This is a genomic window from Pseudorhodoplanes sp., assembly GCF_035565855.1.
Classification (GTDB): domain Bacteria; phylum Pseudomonadota; class Alphaproteobacteria; order Rhizobiales; family Xanthobacteraceae; genus Pseudorhodoplanes.
In genome coordinates, this window is record NZ_DATMRX010000101.1 from 1 (window position 1) to 17626 (window position 17626).

Below are 17626 nucleotides of genomic sequence, written 5' to 3' on the forward strand. Positions count from 1 at the left end.
GTCGGGCTCGTCGCCGTCGAGGACGAGGTCGAATGTCTCCGGGATCGCGACAGGGGGCACGGCAGCCAACGCCTCGACCTGCAGGCAGGCGCCATCGGTCGAGAGGTTGCGCAGGGTGCACGGGATCGTATGGCCGTCACCGAAGATGATGCGACCGTTCTGCGAAGCCGCATAACGGCTGGCCTGACGTCGCTCTTCCATGGCGTTCCCCGCAATTGCCTGCAGCGGCGGTGAGAGCGGCGCGCGCTGCTCGGCGATAACGCGGTGGCGTCGCAAAGATGCAGACCGTGATTGGAAAAGCCGACCGTCGGGCTGAGCGGACGGTTAAGCCCTTGCGCGCGTTTTGAGCGATTGCGGCGGCAATGCCGGACTCTTCGTGGGGGACCGGCCGGGAAGGAAAAAGCCGCCCGGCGCGAGGGCGCCGTGCGGCTCAATGACTTCCAAAGGCGGGCTTCAGCCGCGACGACCTATTAGCGCTTGCGCACGAAGGTCTGCCGCCGGGTCGGCGGCGCCGGCATGGCATTGCCACGATGGCGGAAGCTGATCCGGCCGCGCGACAGATCGTACGGCGACATTTCCACGATGACGCGGTCGCCGACTCCGGTGCGGATTCGGAACTTGCGCATCTTGCCTGCAGTATAGGCGAGGATCTCGTGATCGTTGTCGAGCTTCACGCGGAAATTCCCGTCCGGCAGCACCTCGGTCACGGTGCCGTCGAATTCGAGCATCTCTTCTTTCGACATCCACTAGTCCTTCTGCAACTGGATCAGCGTGAGGCCTGCGCGTCGCGCCGCGTGTCGCGGCGCCTGGGACGGCGGTCCTGCATGAATCCAAGGGAAGATAACGCAAGGTCGCCGGTTTCGCCATTGGCTTTCGGCATGGCCGGAACCCTTTCCTGTGGCAATCCTTGCGACCCGCCAAAGGACGCTTCACGGGCATGCCCCTGATGGCGTGCCCCCTGCTCGGACGCCTGATTGGCGCGTTCGCGCCGGCGGCGGCGCTGGCCTGCGCGGTTGCGTGGCTTGGCTTGCCCCGGCTGGCCATCCGCAGAACGGCTGTCGGCAGACCGGCCCTCCGCGGCACGGCCTTCCGCAGCACGGCCTTGGGCCTTGCCCTGGCGTGCCGGCCGGTCAGCGCTGGCCTCGATCGGCTGGCCGGTCCGGCCGTCCGTCGATGGCAGCGTCATGCGGATCAGCTTTTCGATGTCGCGAAGATAGGCGCGCTCCTCGCGGTCGCAAAACGAGATCGCGACGCCTTCGGCGCCGGCTCTCGCGGTGCGGCCGATGCGGTGGACGTAGCTTTCCGGCACGTTGGGCAAATCGAAATTGATGACATGGGTGATGCCATCGACGTCGATGCCGCGCGCGGCAATGTCGGTCGCGATCAAGGTTTTGATCTTGCCGTTGCGGAAGGCGGCGAGCGCCCGCTCGCGCTGGCCTTGCGACTTGTTGCCGTGGATCGCTTCTGCGGCGAGACCCTGCTGTCCGAGCTGGCGCACCACGCGATCGGCGCCGTGCTTCGTCCGGGTGAAGACGATGGCGCGGTCGATGGGTTCGTTTCGCAGCAGCTCGGCAAGGAGGCCCGACTTGCCCGACTTGTCGATATGCACGACGCGCTGCGACACGCGCTCGGCCGTCGAGGCTTGCGGCGTCACCGCAACGCGTGCGGGGTCGCGAAGCATCATGCGGCCGAGGTCTTCGGTCTCGCGGGCCATGGTGGCGGAGAAGAACAGCGTCTGTCGCTCCGCCGGGAGAAGAGCAACGATCCGGCGGATGTCATGGATGAAGCCCATGTCGAGCATCCGGTCGGCCTCGTCGAGGACGAGGATTTCGACCTTGTCGAGGGTCAGTGCCCGCGAATTGACAAGATCGAGCAGGCGGCCCGGCGTTGCGACCAGAACATCGCAGCCGTTCGACAGAGCTCTGACTTGTCTGCCCAGAGGAACGCCGCCGATGGCCAGACTCACGGTGACCTTCTGATGGCGGCCATATGTCCGGAAGCTGTCCATGATCTGGCCGGACAATTCGCGCGTCGGGCTCAGCACCAGGATGCGGCAGCTCTTGCGTTCGGGCCGGCGAGGATGGGTGGCGAGATGGTTCAGGATCGGCAGCGCAAACGCCGCGGTCTTGCCGGTTCCGGTTTGGGCGATACCGACGACATCGCGCCCGGCGAGGACGTGGGGGATGGTTTGCGCTTGAATGGGGGTCGGGGTTTCGTAGCGCTCTTCAATGAGAGCACGGGTGATGGACTCGGCGAGCCCAAGTTCGAGGAAGGCTGTCAAAACAGTGTTTCTTTCATGCGGCACGCTCCGCCGGCCTCACCGCGAGGCCAGGCGCTACGCGCGGGGTTTAAAGACATCCCGCGTGGTCAGGGCTGCCGGTGATCGGGAGGGTGTTGGCGGGCCGAAAGTCGCTGCACGAGGTGCAATCTGATTTTCGTTCACGCGGCCCGCGGGCGGCTCACTGAATTGAGCCGACCTGTATGGCGCTCATATGGACCGTTCGGTCCTCAGTTACAAGGAAAAAAAGCCGAACCGGAGCGTGCGATTGACATTAGTTGCGACTGTAACTATGTTTTCTATTTGCAATTGCAGGGTTATCGAGGCGACGACCCGACAGATCGTCCGCAAACGGATGGCGTGCGCAACCAGGGAGGATACGTGATGGCCGATATCGATTCCGCGCCGCGGGTCAAACGTCAGGCTTCCCCGGCTGCGGTCACCGACCGCATTCGCACCGAACCCCTGGTCGATTCCGCCGAATACATGTCGGGGTTCGGCAATTCGTTCGAGACCGAGGCGCTTCCCGGTGCGCTGCCGGTTGGCCGCAATTCGCCGCAGAAAATCAATTACGGGCTCTATGCCGAGCAATTGTCTGGCTCGCCTTTCACCGCGCCGCAGGCGACCAACCAGCGCTCCTGGCTCTATCGCATCCGTCCGACCGTGCGGCATACCGGCCGCTTCAAGAAAATCGATCGGGGGCTCATCCGCACGGCTCCCGAGCGCGATGACACCGATCTGACTTTGGGGCAATTGCGCTGGAGCCCGACGCCGATCCCGAAAGAAAAACTCACCTTCGTCACCGGGTTGCGCACCGTCACGGTGGCCGGCGACTGCGAGTCGATGAGCGGCATGGCGGCGCACGTGCTCGTCGTCACCGAGTCGATGGTGCGCGAGCATTTCTTCAACGCCGACGGCGAGATGCTGATTGTCGCCCAGCAGGGCAATCTGCGCTTCCGCACCGAGTTCGGCCTGATCGAGATCGCGCCCGGCGAAATCTGCGTGATCCCGCGTGGCGTCATCTTCCGCGTCGAACTCGTGGACGGTCCGGCTCGGGCCTATGTCTGCGAGAATTATGGTGGCGCCTTCACGCTGCCGGATCGCGGGCCAATCGGCGCCAACTGCCTCGCCAATCCGCGCGACTTCCTTACGCCCGTCGCAGCCTATGAAGATGTCGAGGAGCCCTGCACGCTGTACGTGAAGTGGGGCGGCGAGTTGTTCGAGACCAGAATGCCGCATTCGCCGCTCGATGTCGTGGCGTGGCACGGCAATTATGCGCCCTACAAATATAATCTGCGGTATTTCTCGCCGGTCGGCGCCATCCTGTTCGACCATCCTGATCCGTCGATCTTCACAGTGCTGACCTCTCCGTCTGAAACTCCGGGCACGGCGAATATCGACTTCGTGATCTTCCCGGAGCGCTGGGGCGTAGCCGAGAACACGTTCCGGCCGCCCTGGTATCACCGCAACATCATGTCGGAATTCATGGGGCTGGTATACGGCGTGTATGATGCGAAGCCGGAAGGTTTCGTGCCCGGCGGCTTCTCGCTGCACAACACGATGCTGCCGCATGGGCCGGACGTCGATGCATTCGAACAGGCGAGCAATGTCGAGCTGAAGCCGGTGAAGCTTGCCAACACGCTGGCCTTTATGTTTGAAACGCGCTTCCGTCAGCGTGTTACCAAATACGCGGCAGAACACGAGGCCCGGCAGGACGATTACATCGACTGCTGGAAGGGCCTGAAGAAGCATTTCGATCCCAACCGCCGCGAGCCGCGCTGACATGAAACTTGCTTCCCTGAAAAGCGGCCGCGACGGCCGCCTCGTCGTTGTGTCGCGCGATCTGTCGCGCTGCGCGGATGCGTCCGCGGTTGCTCCGACATTGCAGGCCGCATTGGACGACTGGAGCGCGGTGGTACCGCGTCTGACCGAGATCGCGGATGCGCTCGAGGCCAACCGGATCGCGCATATGCCGTTCGATCCCGCGAAGGCCGCGTCGCCGTTGCCGCGCGCGTTTCAATGGCTCGACGGCTCGGCCTACGTGAACCACGTTGCGCTGGTGCGGAAGGCGAGGGGCGCCGAGGTGCCGGAGTCGTTCTGGACCGATCCGCTGATGTATCAGGGCATCTCCGATATCACGATGGCGCCGCACGACCCGATCCCGCTCGCCGACGAGTCCTGGGGCGCGGATATTGAGGCCGAAGTGGTCGTGATCCTGGGCGACGTGCCGATGGGCGCGTCGCGGGAAGAGGCCGCGAAGGCGATCCGGCTGATCATGCTCGTCAACGACGTCACGCTGCGCAACATCGTTCCCGTCGAATTGCCGAAGGGATTCGGCTTCCTTCAATCGAAGCCGCCATCGGCCTTCACGCCGGTTGCGGTGACGCCGGATGAACTCGGCAAGGCTTGGGACGGCGCAAAGATCGATCTGCCGCTGCTGAGCTTCATCAACGGCAAGCCGTTCGGCAAGCCGATGTGCGCGGTCGATATGACGTTCGACTTCCCGACATTGATCGCGCATGCCGCGAGGACCCGGCCGCTCGGCGCTGGCACGATCCTCGGCGCGGGTACGGTGTCGAATCGCGACGCGGATGGCGGTCCCGGCAAGCCGATTTCCGAAGGCGGCCTCGGCTATTCCTGCATTGCCGAAATCCGCACGGTGGAGACGATCCTGCACGGCAAGCCGTCGACGCCGTTCCTGCGATATGGCGACAAGGTTCGCATCGAGATGAACGACAAGGACGGCCGCTCGATCTTTGGGACGATCGAGCAGGAGGTGGTACGCTACGCTCCTTCCAAATAACAATTGCGACCGCGGAAGCGCGGCACGGGGTGGACAATGGCCAAGGGCTTTGCCTCGACGGGCGACACTGCAGAGAAGACCATTTCGTTCGACGAAATCGGTCGCGATCTTTACGCCTTCACCGCAGAAGGTGATCCGAATTCCGGGATCATCATCGGTGACGATGGCGTCATGGTCGTGGACGCCCAGGCGACCCCGGTGATGGCGCTGGAAGTCATCGAGCGGGTTCGCAAGGTCACCGACAAGCCGATCAAATATGTGCTGCTCAGCCATTATCACGCCGTCCGCGTGCTGGGCGCATCGGCCTACGACGATGCCGAAATTCTGGCGTCCGATACGACACGGGACCTGATCGTCGAACGCGGCCAGCAGGACAAGGATTCCGAGATCGGCCGCTTCCCGCGCTTGTTCCGTGCGGTGGAGTCGATCCCGGGTCTGACCTGGCCGACCATTACTTTCCAGCAGCAGATGTCGGTCTGGCTCGGCAAGCGCGAAGTGCGGATCATGCATATCGGCCGCGGCCACACAGCGGGCGATGTGATCGCCTGGGTGCCGGATGCCAATGTCGTGTTTTCCGGCGATCTCGTGGAATATCACTCGGCCTGTTATTGCGGTGATGCGCATCTCGCCGATTGGCCGAAGACGCTGGACCGGCTGGCGCAGTTCAAGGCCAACGCGCTGGTGCCCGGCCGTGGCGCGGCACTCGCGACCCCGGACAAGGTCCAGGCCGGCATCGAAGGCACCCGCGATTTTCTTGCGACGCTGTACGGCTCCGCGCAGAAGAGCGTCGCAAAAGGCCTCTCGCTGAAGGAAGCCTTCGCCGCCGCTCGCGAGGCGATGGATCCGAAATTCTCCAGTTACGCGATTTACGAACACTGCATGCCGTTCAACGTCGCGCGTGCCTATGACGAAGCCAAGGGCATCGAGCATCCGGTGATCTGGACGGCCGAACGCGATCGCGAAATGTGGGCCGCATTACAAGGATAAGCGGCGCAACGACAAAAGCGACACAGGGAGGACCGCCGTGGCCGCCAACGAACGGAAGTCGCTGTTTCACTTCGGCTACCGGCGTTCCCCTGATCAGGACGCGCAAAAGCCTGTCCGGCACAATGTGGTGATTGTCGGCGCGGGTCCGGTGGGCTTGTCGATGGCGATCGATCTTGCGCAGCGCGGCGTGCCGTCGGTGCTGCTGGACGATGCCGATCGGATCGGGGAGGGCTCGCGCGGCCTTTGTTATTCGAAGCGCGCGCTGGAAATCTGGGACCGTCTGGGTGTCGGCGAGAAGCTCGTCAATATGGGCGTGACCTGGAAGCTCGGGAAAGTCTTTCTCGGCGATCAGCTGGTTTATTCGTTCGACCTCCTGCCCGAGGATGGGCACAAGATGCCGGCCTTCATCAACCTCCAGCAATTCTATCTGGAGAAGGCCCTGGTCGACCGCGTTGAAGAGATTCCCGCTATCGATTTGCGCTGGCGCAATCGGGTGACCGGCGTCGACAGACGCAATGATGGCGCGACGCTGACGATCGAAACGCCGGACGGGCCTTACAAGCTCGATGCGACATGGGTTGTCGCTGCCGATGGTGCGCGTTCGACTGTGCGCGAATTGCTCGGTCTCGAATTCAAGGGCCATACCTTCGAGGAAAAATTCCTGATCGCCGATTTGCGCATGCCCGCGGACGATATTCCAACCGAGCGGCGCTTCTGGTTCGATCCGCCATTCCATTCCGGACAATCGGCGCTGATGCACCGCCAGCCCGATGAATCGTGGCGCGTCGATCTGCAACTCGGGCCCGATGCGAATATCGAAGAGGAACTGAAGCCGGAGAATTACACGCCGCGGATCCGCCGCATGCTGGGCGACCGCGACTTCCACGTGGACTGGGTATCGATCTATCGCTTCAACTGCCGGCGCATCGATCGCTTCGTGCATGGGCGGGTGGTTTTCGCCGGCGATTCGGCGCATCAGGTCTCGCCGTTCGGTGCGCGCGGTGCGAATTCCGGCGTCGAGGATGCCGAAAACCTTGCCTGGAAGCTCGTTGCCGTGCTGCGCGGCGAGGCCGATGAGCGGCTCATCGAGAGTTACGACATCGAACGCACCCAGGCGGCCGACGAGAATATCGGTCACTCGACGCGCTCGACCGATTTCATCGCGCCGCGTTCGCCCGCGGAGCGCACGTTGCGCAATGCGGTGCTGTCGCTCGCGCCGCATGCTGATTTCGCAAGACGCATGGTGAATTCCGGCCGGCTGTCCGTTGCCAGCATTTACGACAGCCCGCTATCGACCCCGGACGAGGACAGCTTCGCCGGCGCGGCTCAGCTGGGCGGGGCGGCCGTCGATTCCGCGATGACCGCGGCCGACGGGTCACCCTGCTATCTGGTGGAAAAGCTGTCGGATGGATTCGAACTGCTCTATGTCGCGGATGGAGCGCCGCCTTCGGTGCCGTCCGGCATCAAGCTGACAGTGATTGGCCAGGACATCCGCGATGCGCGTGGCGATTTCGCGAAGAGATTCGATGCGCAGCCGGGCAGCGGCTATTTACTTCGCCCGGATCAGCATATCTGCGCGCGGTGGCGGCGACCCACAGAAGCCAAGATCAGGGCAGCGCGCGATCGCGCCTTGGCTCGCTGAAGGGATTCGGAGACGATCCCTGTGCGGTCCGTCTGCAACCGCCGTCAGGTCGGCATGCGCATCGATGCCAGCATTCCGGTGCAGGCGTCCACGCAATGCTGACAAGCCCTCGCGCAGACCTCGCAATGCTTGTGCATGTCGGCATGCCGCTGGCATTCTGCCGCGCAACTGCGGGCGAAGGCGATGCAGGTGGTGAGTTGCGCTTCAAGAAGCTGCCGGTGACCAACCTTGTTCGCGCGCGACAGGATGCTTCCGGTCGCGGCGCAGACCGCAGCACAATCCTGGTTCAGGCGAATGCAGGTGATCAGCCGCTCGACCTGCTTTTCGGCGAGGCAGGCGTCAGCGCATGCCGTGCAGGTTTCGACGCATGCGAAACAGGCCTCGATGCAATGGCTGATGGTGTCGGCGTGGCTCGGCTGCTCCGGGAGCGAATGGAACATCGATCGAACGGCAACGGCGGGCATGAGTATTTCCTTCCTGAAACGCGCGTGCCGAATAACCCCGCCGCGGTTGGTAGGTTCCGGATGAGCCGAAGTTCCTTCGCGAAATCAGATATATGGAAGTTCCCGGTTCGTTAGATGGAGTTCACCGCGATGCCGCTTGCCACAAATTCCCGTTTCGCGGAGCCGGATCAGGCCTTCGGCCTTCTGATCGATGCCCGCCGGGGGCTCTCGGATCGGGAGGCCTCGGAACTCGATGCGAAGCTCGTGCTCATTCTCGCCAATCACATCGGAGACATGGATGTGCTGCGCGAGGCGATCGCGCTGGCGAAACGCGGATCGCTGGCGACGCGATGAGGAGCACGCGCTCCCTTCCGAGACGGAGAGACGTCAATCCGGCCGCTTGTTCTTGATGCCTTCGAGGACTGCGCTGGCGCGGGTGACGGGATCTCCGGAATCGAGATCGAGTATCTGCCGCACCTTCTTTGCCAGAGCCTCCGAGGTGAAAGGCTTGGTCAGGAGTTCGACATCGGCATCCAGCCGTCCGTGATGGATGATGGCGTTGCGGGTATAGCCGGTGGTGAACAGCACGCGCAGGTCCGGCCGCCGGCGCAACGCTTCGTCCGCGAGCTGACGCCCGTTCATGCCTCCCGGCAGGACGACGTCGGTGAACAGCAGCCTGACTTCGGGATTGGCGTCGAGCAGGCGCAACCCGCTTGCCGCCTCGTGGGTCGAGATCACCTCATACCCTGCGTCCCGCAGCACTTCGGTCGAGAAGCGGTTCACCTCTTCATCGTCCTCGACAAGAAGGATCTGTTCCGGCCGCTTGGCCTGCGGCTGCGTACTGCGCGCGGGTTCGTTCGGCACCCATGGCTCGACGTTGGCATCATCCGTCAATCGCGGCAGGTAGATCTTGACGGAGGTGCCTTCGCCGGGCTCGCTGTAAATCTTGATATGCCCGCGTGACTGTTTCACGAAGCCATACACCATGCTGAGTCCGAGGCCCGTGCCCGCGCCGGTCGGCTTCGTCGTGAAGAACGGCTCGAAGGCGCGATCGACCACGTCCTTGGTCATTCCGCTGCCGGTGTCGCTGACCGCGACCAACACATATTGGCCGGACGGGACGTCGCCCGCATTGGAGGCGACATAGGCGTCGTCGAGATAGGTGTTGGCGGTCTCGATGGTGAGCCGGCCGCCCTCAGGCATCGCGTCGCGAGCGTTGACCGCAAGATTGAGGAGCGCATTTTCCAGCTGGTTCGGGTCGACGGCCGTCTTCCACAATCCGGCCGCGAGTACAGTCTCGACGGTGATGGTCTCGCCGATGGTCCGGCGCAACAGATCCGACATGCCCTGCACGAGCCGGTTGACGTCGACCGCCTTTTCCTCGAGCGGGTGTTGCCTGGAGAAGGCGAGCAACCGCTGCACGAGACTCGCCGCGCGCTCGGACGCCTGGCGAGCGGAGTTGAGAGAGCGGCGCAGGCGCTCTTCGCTTTCCGGAACGCGCCGCAGCGCGAGGTCGACATTTCCGAGAATTGCGGTGAGCAGATTGTTGAAATCGTGGGCGACGCCGCCGGTGAGGCGCCCCACCGCTTCCATCTTCAGGGCCTGCTGCAAGGCGAGCTCGGTGCGCTCGCGCCTCGTGACTTCTTCCTGCAACTGCGAATGAGCGAGCGCTTCGCGGCGTGTGCGGCGAAGCGCAATGATTCCAAGTCCGATCATCGCGACTGTGGCAGGCAGACCGAAAATCAGATGGCTGCCCATGTGCCTGAGCCAGTCGCGAATGACGACATCGCTCTGCACACCGGACACGACATAGATGTCGTAGCGCGGCATCTTCCGATAGGCGAACAGACGCGTATGGCCGTCGAAGGCCGACGTTCCCGAAACGAAGCCTTCCTCGGGATGCTCCTTGATGCTGCGCATGACCGTGGAATCCGGTGCAAGGCGTTCAAGGCGTTGCGACAGGTCCGGGTGGCGGGCGAGGATCGCGCCGTCGCCGCGGATCAGGGCAAACACGCCGGGCGGGGGAAGCTGCGCATAGAAGTTGATGAAATATTCGGGCGCGATCGAGACCGCCGTCACCCCGCGAAACTTTGGCCCCGGTATGCGGCGGCTCAGCGTGAAGAAGCTGGTGTCAGCCGCGCGTGCCTTGATCACTTCGCTGACATAGATGCCCTGGTTCGGATTGTCGCGCTGGAGGCGAAAATATTCGCGATCCGAAAGGTCGAGTTTCGGCATCGGAAACACGGTGCCGGACACCAGAGGTGCGCCGGTCGCGGAGATCACCCAGAGATCCCGCAACTGGGGCAGCGCATCGGTGACCGACTTCAGTCGCGCATTATAAGTGGCCTCGTTCTTGCGGATGTCGCTTTCGGACGTTCCCGCAATCAGCTCATCGAGGTAGCGGGCACTCAGTTCGAACGTGTCGAACACCTTCAGCGCGTGCTCATAGATCGTGTTCAGGTTTCGCTGCACACGGCCGCGCGCTTCGGTCAGATGCTGATGGTAAGAAATCCATGCGGCGATGGCGAAAATCGCGACCGGAAGTAAAATCGAAGCGGCCACCAGAAGCCGCAGCGGCCGCAGCGTGGCGGCTAACTCTTTCCTTGCTGTTCGCTGATCGCGCGCGTCGCTCGGCTTGGTCTGACTGGCTGCGATCATGGATGAGGAAGGGCGGCAGGACTGATGGAGACTCAATCCTACTGACGAGTTGCAGCCTTTCCAAGACGCGGCCGATTACGGTCCGACGCGAGCCATGCAGCGGGAACTTTTTCGCTTGATCGCGGATCAGCGCCTGCATTCGATCGCGACGAACTCGTCGCAACCGTTGCGTCCGCAAGCGGCGCTGGAGGGGACCGCGCCGGTGATCTCGTCGCGATCGACCCTGCGGTAGGAGGCTGCGGTCCTGAATTGCCTCGCCTGGCAATAGGCCGCCGCTGCCGCGGCACCGCAGGCGTCTCCCTTGGCAAGGCAACGGTCCACGCCATAGCCGTCCGGACTGTTGGCGATGATGAAGGTCCGTTTTTCCGCTGACGCCGCGACAAGGGTTGCCGGCAGGACGATCACGGTCAGGCAGAGTGCCAGCAGGAATCGCATGGAGGAGCTCGTACCATCGGGAGGCGGCTGCCTCAATTTGCGCCCAATTTCCTAAGGCTTTGTTAACCGAAATTTGTTTCGCCCTAATCTCTTGACGAAGCGGCCATTTTCCCACATTTTCCGCGCCATGACGGCCCGCCACGCAATTATCGGCATTTGCCGGGGGATTATTCGCTAGCGCCCAAACGCTGGCTGCGGCTGTCTTTTATCCATCGCGATGAACAGAACGCCCGGGCCAGCAGGGCCTGAGGATTGAATCGACGATGGAGCTCAAGCTCTACGATACGCTCTCGCGCGAGAAGCGGGTGTTCCGGCCGCTCGATCCGGCCAACGTGCGCATGTATGTGTGCGGGCCGACGGTCTATGACTTTGCCCATATCGGCAATGCCCGGCCGGTGATCGTGTTCGACGTGCTGTACCGGCTGCTGCGCCATCTCTATGGCGCCGACCATGTCACCTATGTCCGCAACATCACCGACGTTGACGACAAGATCAACGCGCGGGCCGCGGAGCAGGGCATCTCGATCCGCGAATTGACCGAAAGCACCTATGCCAATTTCAAGGCCGACGTCGCCGCGCTCGGCTGTCTGCCGCCCAATGTCGAGCCGCGGGCGACCGAGCATATCGGCGAAATGAAGACCTTGATCGAGCGGCTGGTGGCCTCCGGGCATGCCTATGTCGCCGACGAGCATGTGCTGTTTTCGGTTCCCTCGATGCCGGACTACGGCAAGCTGTCGAAGCGTCCGCTGGACGAGATGATCGCGGGCGCGCGCGTCGATGTCGCGCCGTACAAGCGGCACGACCAGGACTTCGTCCTGTGGAAGCCCTCGAAGGAGGGCGAACCGGCCTGGCCGTCGCCTTGCGGGATATCAACGCCCGGCCGTCCGGGCTGGCATATCGAATGCTCCGCGATGTCGTGGAAGCATCTCGGCGAGACCTTCGACATCCATGGCGGCGGGATCGATCTCGTGTTCCCGCATCATGAGAACGAGATCGCGCAATCGCGCTGCGCCTTTCACACGCCTGTCATGGCGAATGTCTGGATGCATAACGGGTTTCTGCAGGTCGAAGGCGAGAAGATGTCGAAGAGCCTCGGCAACTTCATCACGATCCGCGAAGTCCTGGCCGATTGGCCGGGGGATGTCGTGCGCCTGGCCATGCTCGCGACGCAATACCGCCAGCCGATCAACTGGACCGTCAAGGGGTTGCAGGAAGCCGAGAAGGCGCTGTCCGGCTTCTTTGAATTTGCGGCGAGTGAAGCGGAGCCACGGCCGGCGCCGGGCGTCCTCGACGCCTTGCTCGACGATCTCAACACGCCGAAAGCGATCGCCGAAATGCATGCGCTGCGGAATGCGGCGGGCCGCAAGGCACTGGCGGGCACGCTGGCGTTTTTCGGCTTCCGCGAGGCCGAGCTGAAGGCGTGGCAACAGGATCACGCCCCCGAACTCGCGGTGGAGCCGGCGGAAATCGAAAAGCGCATCGCGGCGCGCAATGCCGCCCGCGCGGTCAAGAACTGGGCCGAGTCCGATCGCATTCGCGATGAGCTTGCCGCCATGGGCATCAAGCTCACCGATTCAAAGGATGGCACCACCTGGGAGGTCGCGCGCTGATGTCCCCGGCCTCGCAGACCTTCGCCCTCCGGCCGATGCTGCCGGACGATGTCCCGCTTCTCGCCGAGATCTTCCGTGGCAGCGTGCAGGAACTGGCGATCGAGGATTATTCCGACGCGCAGATCGAGGCGTGGATCGAGGCTGCCGACGACGAGGCTGCCTTCGGAAAGCGGCTGGCGGATCAGCTCACGCTGCTCGCGACGCTGGACGGCGCGCCGGTCGGCTTTACGTCGCTGAAAGGTCCGGACGTTATCGACATGCTTTACGTGCACCCGGCCGCCGCGAGGCAGGGTGCCGGCACGATGCTGATCGATGCACTGGAAAAGCTTGCCGCGGCGCGCGGTGCGGACAAGCTTACGGTCGAGGCCAGCGACTCCGCGCAGGATTTCTTTCGCGCCCGAGGCTACACCGCAAGAAGCCGCAACACGGTTTTGCGCGGCGAGGAATGGCTCGCCAACACCACCATGGAAAAGGTGCTCCGCGCTCCCGCGGGGACAACATTACAATGAATTTGCAAAAGCATCATCTCGTCGTCGGAATCATCGCCATCGTCGTCGCCTTCGCTCTGGCGGCCAATTACTATCTATGGTGATGCGATGAAACGCCCGGACACGCCGTTTCCGCAGCACTGGCTCTATTGTATTGAAGCTGGTGCTGATCGCGGCTGCCGTGGCGATCGCGCTGAAGCTTTACGGGTTCTGGTGAGATCATGACCCGAGAGCGGCTTTACCTGTTCGACACGACCTTGCGCGATGGCGCGCAGACCAACGGCGTCGACTTCACCATCAACGACAAGATCCAGATCGCTGACATGCTGGATCAGCTCGGCATCGATTATGTGGAGGGCGGCTATCCCGGCGCAAATCCGGCCGACACCGAGCTGTTCTCCAAAGAGCGCGATCTGAACGCGACCTTCACCGCATTCGGAATGACACGGCGTCCCGGCCGCTCGGCGTCGAACGATCCCGGCCTTGCCGCCTTGCTCGAGGCGAAGGCCGATGCGATCTGCTTTGTTGCGAAGTCCTGGGATTATCACGTCAGGGTCGCCCTCGAGACGACCAATGAAGAAAACCTCGCCTCGATCCGCGACAGCGTCACCGCTGCGAAGCAGCGGGGCAGGGAAGTGCTGGTCGATTGCGAGCATTTCTTCGATGGCTACAAGGCAAATCCCGAATATGCGCTGGCCTGCGCCAAGGCGGCCTATGATTCCGGCGCGCGCTGGGTGGTGCTGTGCGACACCAATGGCGGTACGCTGCCGCACGAAATCGAAGCCATCGTCCGTGACGTTGTGAAGGTCATCCCCGACGATCATGTCGGTATTCATGCGCATAACGACACCGAACAGGCGGTCGCCAATTCGCTCGCCGCGGTGCGCGCCGGTGCGCGCCAGATCCAGGGCACGCTGAACGGAATCGGCGAACGCTGCGGCAACGCCAACCTCGTCTCGATCATCCCGACGTTGAAGCTGAAAAAGGAATTCGCCGAAAAATTCGACATTGGCGTCTCGGACGGCCAGTTGAAGACCCTCGCCAGCGTATCGCGCAAGTTCGACGATCTGCTCAACAGGGCACCGAACCGGCATGCTCCTTATGTCGGCGACAGCGCCTTTGCGACCAAGGCCGGCATTCACGCTTCGGCGCTCGTGAAGGAGCCTCAGACTTACGAGCACGTGCCGCCCGAGGCGGTCGGCAATCGCCGCCGCGTGCTGGTGTCCGATCAGGGCGGCCGGTCGAACCTCCTTGCCGAGCTGGAGCGGATCGGTCTGTCGGTCGACAAGAGCGACCCGCGGATCGCCCGCCTACTCGAGGAGGTCAAGGAACGCGAAGCCATGGGCTATGCCTATGAAGGCGCGGATGCCTCGTTCGAATTGCTCGCAAGACGCATCCTCGGCACGGTGCCGGATTATTTCGACGTCGAGCAGTTCGATGTGAATGTCGAACAGCGCTACAACGCGCTGGGCAAACGCGTCACCGTGGCGATGGCGGTGGTGAAGGTGAAAGTGGACGGCGAGACTTTGATCTCGGCAGGCGAGGGCAACGGACCCGTCAATGCGCTCGACGTGGCGCTGCGAAAGGACCTCGGCAAGTATCAGAAATTCATCGAAGGCCTGAAGCTGACCGATTACCGCGTGCGGATCCTGAATGCGGGTACCGAAGCAGTGACGCGCGTGCTGATCGAGAGCGAGGACGAGGCCGGCGAAAGCTGGACCACGGTCGGCGTGTCATCGAACATCATCGATGCGTCCTTTCAGGCCTTGATGGACTCGATCGTCTACAAGCTGGTGCGCTCAGGCGCGAAGGCGTGATCGAGCACGTCTCCATCCCGGTCCGGGATCTCGGCCGCTCGGGATGCTGACGGCTATTATTCCGCCCTCATTCGTGGTCCGGACGGGCAATTTCATCGAGGCCGTCACGTTCATCGAAAGCGGCTCATAACCGCTCGGCGGTGCCGGTCTCCATCAGCTTCTCGGCTTCCGGCACCGGGCGGGCGGCTTCCTGCAGCTTCGGCAGGATGTCCTCGACCCGGTCCGCCACCAGGAGGCTCACCGACAGGCCGCTGCGGATGAAGTCGAGCGAACGCATGTGATCGAGGAGGACGCAAAGGGGGTCCCAGAACCCGCCGATATTGGCGGCCAGAATCGGCTTCCGGTGGCGGCCGAGCTGCGCCCAGGTGAGTTGCTCGACCAGCTCCTCCAGGGTGCCGACCCCGCCGGGGAACGCCACGAAAGCGTCGGAGCGCTCGAACATGATGCGCTTGCGCTCATGCATGTCCCTGGTGACGATCAGTTCCTGAGCGTCCGTAAAAGGGCGTTCGCGGTTCGACAGGAACTCCGGGATGATGCCCGTGACCCGTCCGCCGCGGGCGATGGTCGCCGCCGCCACCGCGCCCATCAGCCCGACCGACCCGCCGCCAAAGACCAGGCCGATGTTGTTGTCCGCCAGAATACCGCCAAAGGCGTGGGCCGCCTTGACGAAACGCGGATCGTTTCCGGGGCCGGAGCCGCAATAGACGCAGATATTCCGAATCGTGCTCATGCGATCACTTTGCATCGGCAATGGGGCAAGGGGGGCGTTGAAAGCCGGGTTGATGTAGCCCTTCACTGCGCCTATTCCAAGCATGCTAACAAACGGGTCGCGCCCAGCCTATATATGCGCCATAGACCCCCTAACGATCTGGCTGTGCCCCTTCACTGATGACCGATAACACCGCCCCCGCCGGCGCTCCCCCAAGGCCGCGGGGCATCATGCAGAAGGGGTTATTCCGCACCTTGCTGGCGCTCTGGCCCTATATCTGGCCGGGCGATCGCGCCGACCTGAAGATGCGGGTCATGTGGGCGATGGTGCTGCTGGCGCTGGCCAAGCTCGCGACCATTGCCGTGCCGTTCACGTTCAAATGGGCGACCGACGCCCTGGCGGGCCATCCCAGCGCGCCGGTCGAAGCGTCCTCCTGGATGACGTGGGTCGTCGCGGCGCCGATCGCCATGACGCTCGCCTATGGCGGCATGCGCGTGGTGATGGCGCTTCTCACCCAGCTTCGCGACGGGCTGTTCGCCAAGGTGGCGATGCACGCGGTGCGAAGGCTCGCCCTCCTGACCTTCGAACACATGCATCAGCTGTCGTTGCGTTTCCACCTGGAACGCAAGACCGGCGGTTTGACCCGCGTGCTGGAGCGGGGCCGGAACGGCATCGAGACCATCGTCCGGATGGTGATCCTGCAACTCATGCCGACCATTCTCGAAGTCGGCCTGATCGTCGGTGTCCTGCTGTGGCAATTCGACTGGCGCTACGTCGCGGTGATCCTTGCGACGGTCACGGCCTATATGGCCTACACCTATTTCGCGACCGAGTGGCGCATCGCGATCCGCAAGCGGATGAATGAGAGCGACACCGAGGCGAATACCAAGGCGATCGACTCGCTGCTGAATTACGAGACGGTGAAATACTTCACCGCCGAGGAGCGCGAAGCACAGCGCTACGACCGCTCGATGGAGCGCTACGAGAAGGCGAGCGTGCAGACCTACACGTCGCTGGCGGTGCTCAATGCCGGTCAGGCGGCGATCTTCAGCGCGGGACTTGCCGCCGTCATGGTGATGTGCGCCCGCGGCATCCAGGCCGGCACCAATTCGGTTGGCGACTTCGTCATGATCAACGCCATGATGATCCAGCTCTATCAGCCGCTGAATTTCATGGGCATGGTCTATCGCGAGATCAAACAGGCGGTCACCGATATCGAAACCATGTTCCATATCCTGTCGCGCGACCCGGAGATCAAGGACAAGCCGGGTGCGCCGGCGCTTCGGATCGACCGCGGCGCCATCACATTCGACAATGTCAGCTTCGCCTATGAGCCGACGCGTCCGATCCTCAAATCGATCAGCTTCGAGGTGCCGGCCGGGCGCACCGTCGCGATCGTCGGGCCTTCCGGGGCGGGCAAGTCGACCATCTCGCGGCTGCTGTTTCGCTTCTATGATGTGACCGGCGGGCGGATCCTGATCGATGGTCAGGACATCCGTGATGTGACCCAGGTCTCGCTGCGCTCCGCGATCGGTATGGTCCCGCAGGATACGGTGCTGTTCAACGACACCTTGCGATACAACATCCGCTACGGCCGCTGGGATGCGAACGACGAGGAAGTCGAGGAGGCGGCGCGGCTGGCGCAGATCGACGGCTTCATCCGGATGAGTCCGAAAGGCTACGAGACCGAAGTCGGCGAGCGCGGGCTCAAGCTGTCGGGCGGGGAGAAGCAGCGCGTCGCCATTGCGCGCACGAT

Annotated in this window: 16 protein-coding genes; 9 read left to right on the forward strand and 7 right to left on the reverse strand. The window is 63.1% G+C overall.

What is annotated here, in order from left to right; genetic code table 11:
• The 3 genes from VN004_RS05600 to VN004_RS05610 form a co-directional block, all read right to left on the reverse strand.
• The coding region (locus VN004_RS05600) for a PilZ domain-containing protein (RefSeq protein ID WP_325607838.1) at nucleotides 1-201 on the reverse strand (201 nt) is incomplete at its 3' end.
• A gap of 269 nt (nucleotides 202-470) precedes the next feature.
• Nucleotides 471-743 carry a translation initiation factor IF-1 gene (infA, locus tag VN004_RS05605; protein ID WP_325607840.1) on the reverse strand — a complete coding sequence of 91 codons (273 nt, stop codon included), beginning with the start codon at nucleotides 741-743 and terminating at the stop codon, nucleotides 471-473.
• A 23-nt stretch (nucleotides 744-766) separates the two neighbouring features.
• Nucleotides 767-2281, reverse strand: a complete 1515-nt coding sequence (locus VN004_RS05610) for a DEAD/DEAH box helicase (protein ID WP_325607842.1) — start codon at nucleotides 2279-2281, stop codon at nucleotides 767-769.
• Nucleotides 2282-2764: 483 nt separating this feature from the next.
• On the opposite strand from VN004_RS05610, the gene hmgA reads away from it, so the two are divergent.
• From hmgA to VN004_RS05630, 4 genes are read left to right on the forward strand one after another with little or no spacing between them, the layout of a single operon-like run.
• On the forward strand, nucleotides 2765-4060 hold the full coding sequence (hmgA, locus tag VN004_RS05615) for a homogentisate 1,2-dioxygenase (RefSeq protein ID WP_325607866.1): 1296 nt from the start codon (nucleotides 2765-2767) through the stop codon (nucleotides 4058-4060).
• 1 nt (nucleotide 4061) lies between these two features.
• Entirely contained in the window at nucleotides 4062-5081 is a 1020-nt protein-coding gene (locus tag VN004_RS05620) for a fumarylacetoacetate hydrolase family protein (protein ID WP_325607844.1), read from the forward strand.
• A gap of 36 nt (nucleotides 5082-5117) precedes the next feature.
• Nucleotides 5118-6068, forward strand: a complete 951-nt coding sequence (locus VN004_RS05625; RefSeq protein WP_325607846.1) for an MBL fold metallo-hydrolase — start codon at nucleotides 5118-5120, stop codon at nucleotides 6066-6068.
• A gap of 37 nt (nucleotides 6069-6105) precedes the next feature.
• The gene (locus tag VN004_RS05630) at nucleotides 6106-7710 is read left to right on the forward strand and encodes an FAD-dependent oxidoreductase (RefSeq protein ID WP_325607848.1); all 1605 of its coding nucleotides are present in this window, start codon (nucleotides 6106-6108) and stop codon (nucleotides 7708-7710) included.
• A gap of 44 nt (nucleotides 7711-7754) precedes the next feature.
• Here the strand turns inward: VN004_RS05630 and VN004_RS05635 are convergent, their stop codons facing one another.
• Nucleotides 7755-8174, reverse strand: coding sequence for a four-helix bundle copper-binding protein (locus tag VN004_RS05635; RefSeq protein WP_325607850.1), 420 nt, complete (start codon nucleotides 8172-8174; stop codon nucleotides 7755-7757).
• Nucleotides 8175-8303: 129 nt separating this feature from the next.
• Here VN004_RS05635 and VN004_RS05640 point away from each other — a divergent pair, with 129 nt between their 5' ends.
• Nucleotides 8304-8507: a DUF2783 domain-containing protein gene (locus VN004_RS05640; RefSeq protein WP_325607852.1), complete on the forward strand. Its 204-nt coding sequence runs from the start codon at nucleotides 8304-8306 to the stop codon at nucleotides 8505-8507.
• Nucleotides 8508-8540: 33 nt separating this feature from the next.
• Here the strand turns inward: VN004_RS05640 and VN004_RS05645 are convergent, their stop codons facing one another.
• Both VN004_RS05645 and VN004_RS05650 read right to left on the reverse strand, forming a co-directional pair.
• Nucleotides 8541-10811: a hybrid sensor histidine kinase/response regulator gene (locus tag VN004_RS05645; RefSeq protein WP_325607854.1), complete on the reverse strand. Its 2271-nt coding sequence runs from the start codon at nucleotides 10809-10811 to the stop codon at nucleotides 8541-8543.
• A gap of 126 nt (nucleotides 10812-10937) precedes the next feature.
• Nucleotides 10938-11246, reverse strand: coding sequence for a hypothetical protein (locus VN004_RS05650; RefSeq protein WP_325607856.1), 309 nt, complete (start codon nucleotides 11244-11246; stop codon nucleotides 10938-10940).
• A 263-nt stretch (nucleotides 11247-11509) separates the two neighbouring features.
• Between VN004_RS05650 and cysS the strand changes: the two genes are divergently transcribed.
• The 3 genes from cysS (at nucleotide 11510) to cimA (ending at nucleotide 15161) form a co-directional block, all read left to right on the forward strand.
• The gene (gene cysS, locus VN004_RS05655) at nucleotides 11510-12856 is read left to right on the forward strand and encodes a cysteine--tRNA ligase (RefSeq protein WP_325607858.1); all 1347 of its coding nucleotides are present in this window, start codon (nucleotides 11510-11512) and stop codon (nucleotides 12854-12856) included.
• A complete protein-coding gene (locus VN004_RS05660) occupies nucleotides 12856-13365 on the forward strand; it encodes a GNAT family N-acetyltransferase (RefSeq protein ID WP_325607860.1) in 510 nt (169 codons plus the stop codon). Before cysS ends, VN004_RS05660 begins: the two co-directional genes overlap by 1 nt.
• A gap of 200 nt (nucleotides 13366-13565) precedes the next feature.
• Complete coding sequence (gene cimA, locus VN004_RS05665; protein WP_325607862.1) at nucleotides 13566-15161, forward strand: citramalate synthase; 1596 nt, start codon at nucleotides 13566-13568, stop codon at nucleotides 15159-15161.
• 124 nt (nucleotides 15162-15285) lie between these two features.
• Here the strand turns inward: cimA and VN004_RS05670 are convergent, their stop codons facing one another.
• The gene (locus tag VN004_RS05670) at nucleotides 15286-15891 is read right to left on the reverse strand and encodes a TIGR00730 family Rossman fold protein (protein WP_325607868.1); all 606 of its coding nucleotides are present in this window, start codon (nucleotides 15889-15891) and stop codon (nucleotides 15286-15288) included.
• Nucleotides 15892-16100: 209 nt separating this feature from the next.
• On the opposite strand from VN004_RS05670, the gene VN004_RS05675 reads away from it, so the two are divergent.
• Nucleotides 16101-17626: ABC transporter ATP-binding protein/permease (locus VN004_RS05675; protein ID WP_325607864.1), on the forward strand; the 1526-nt coding region annotated here is incomplete at its 3' end.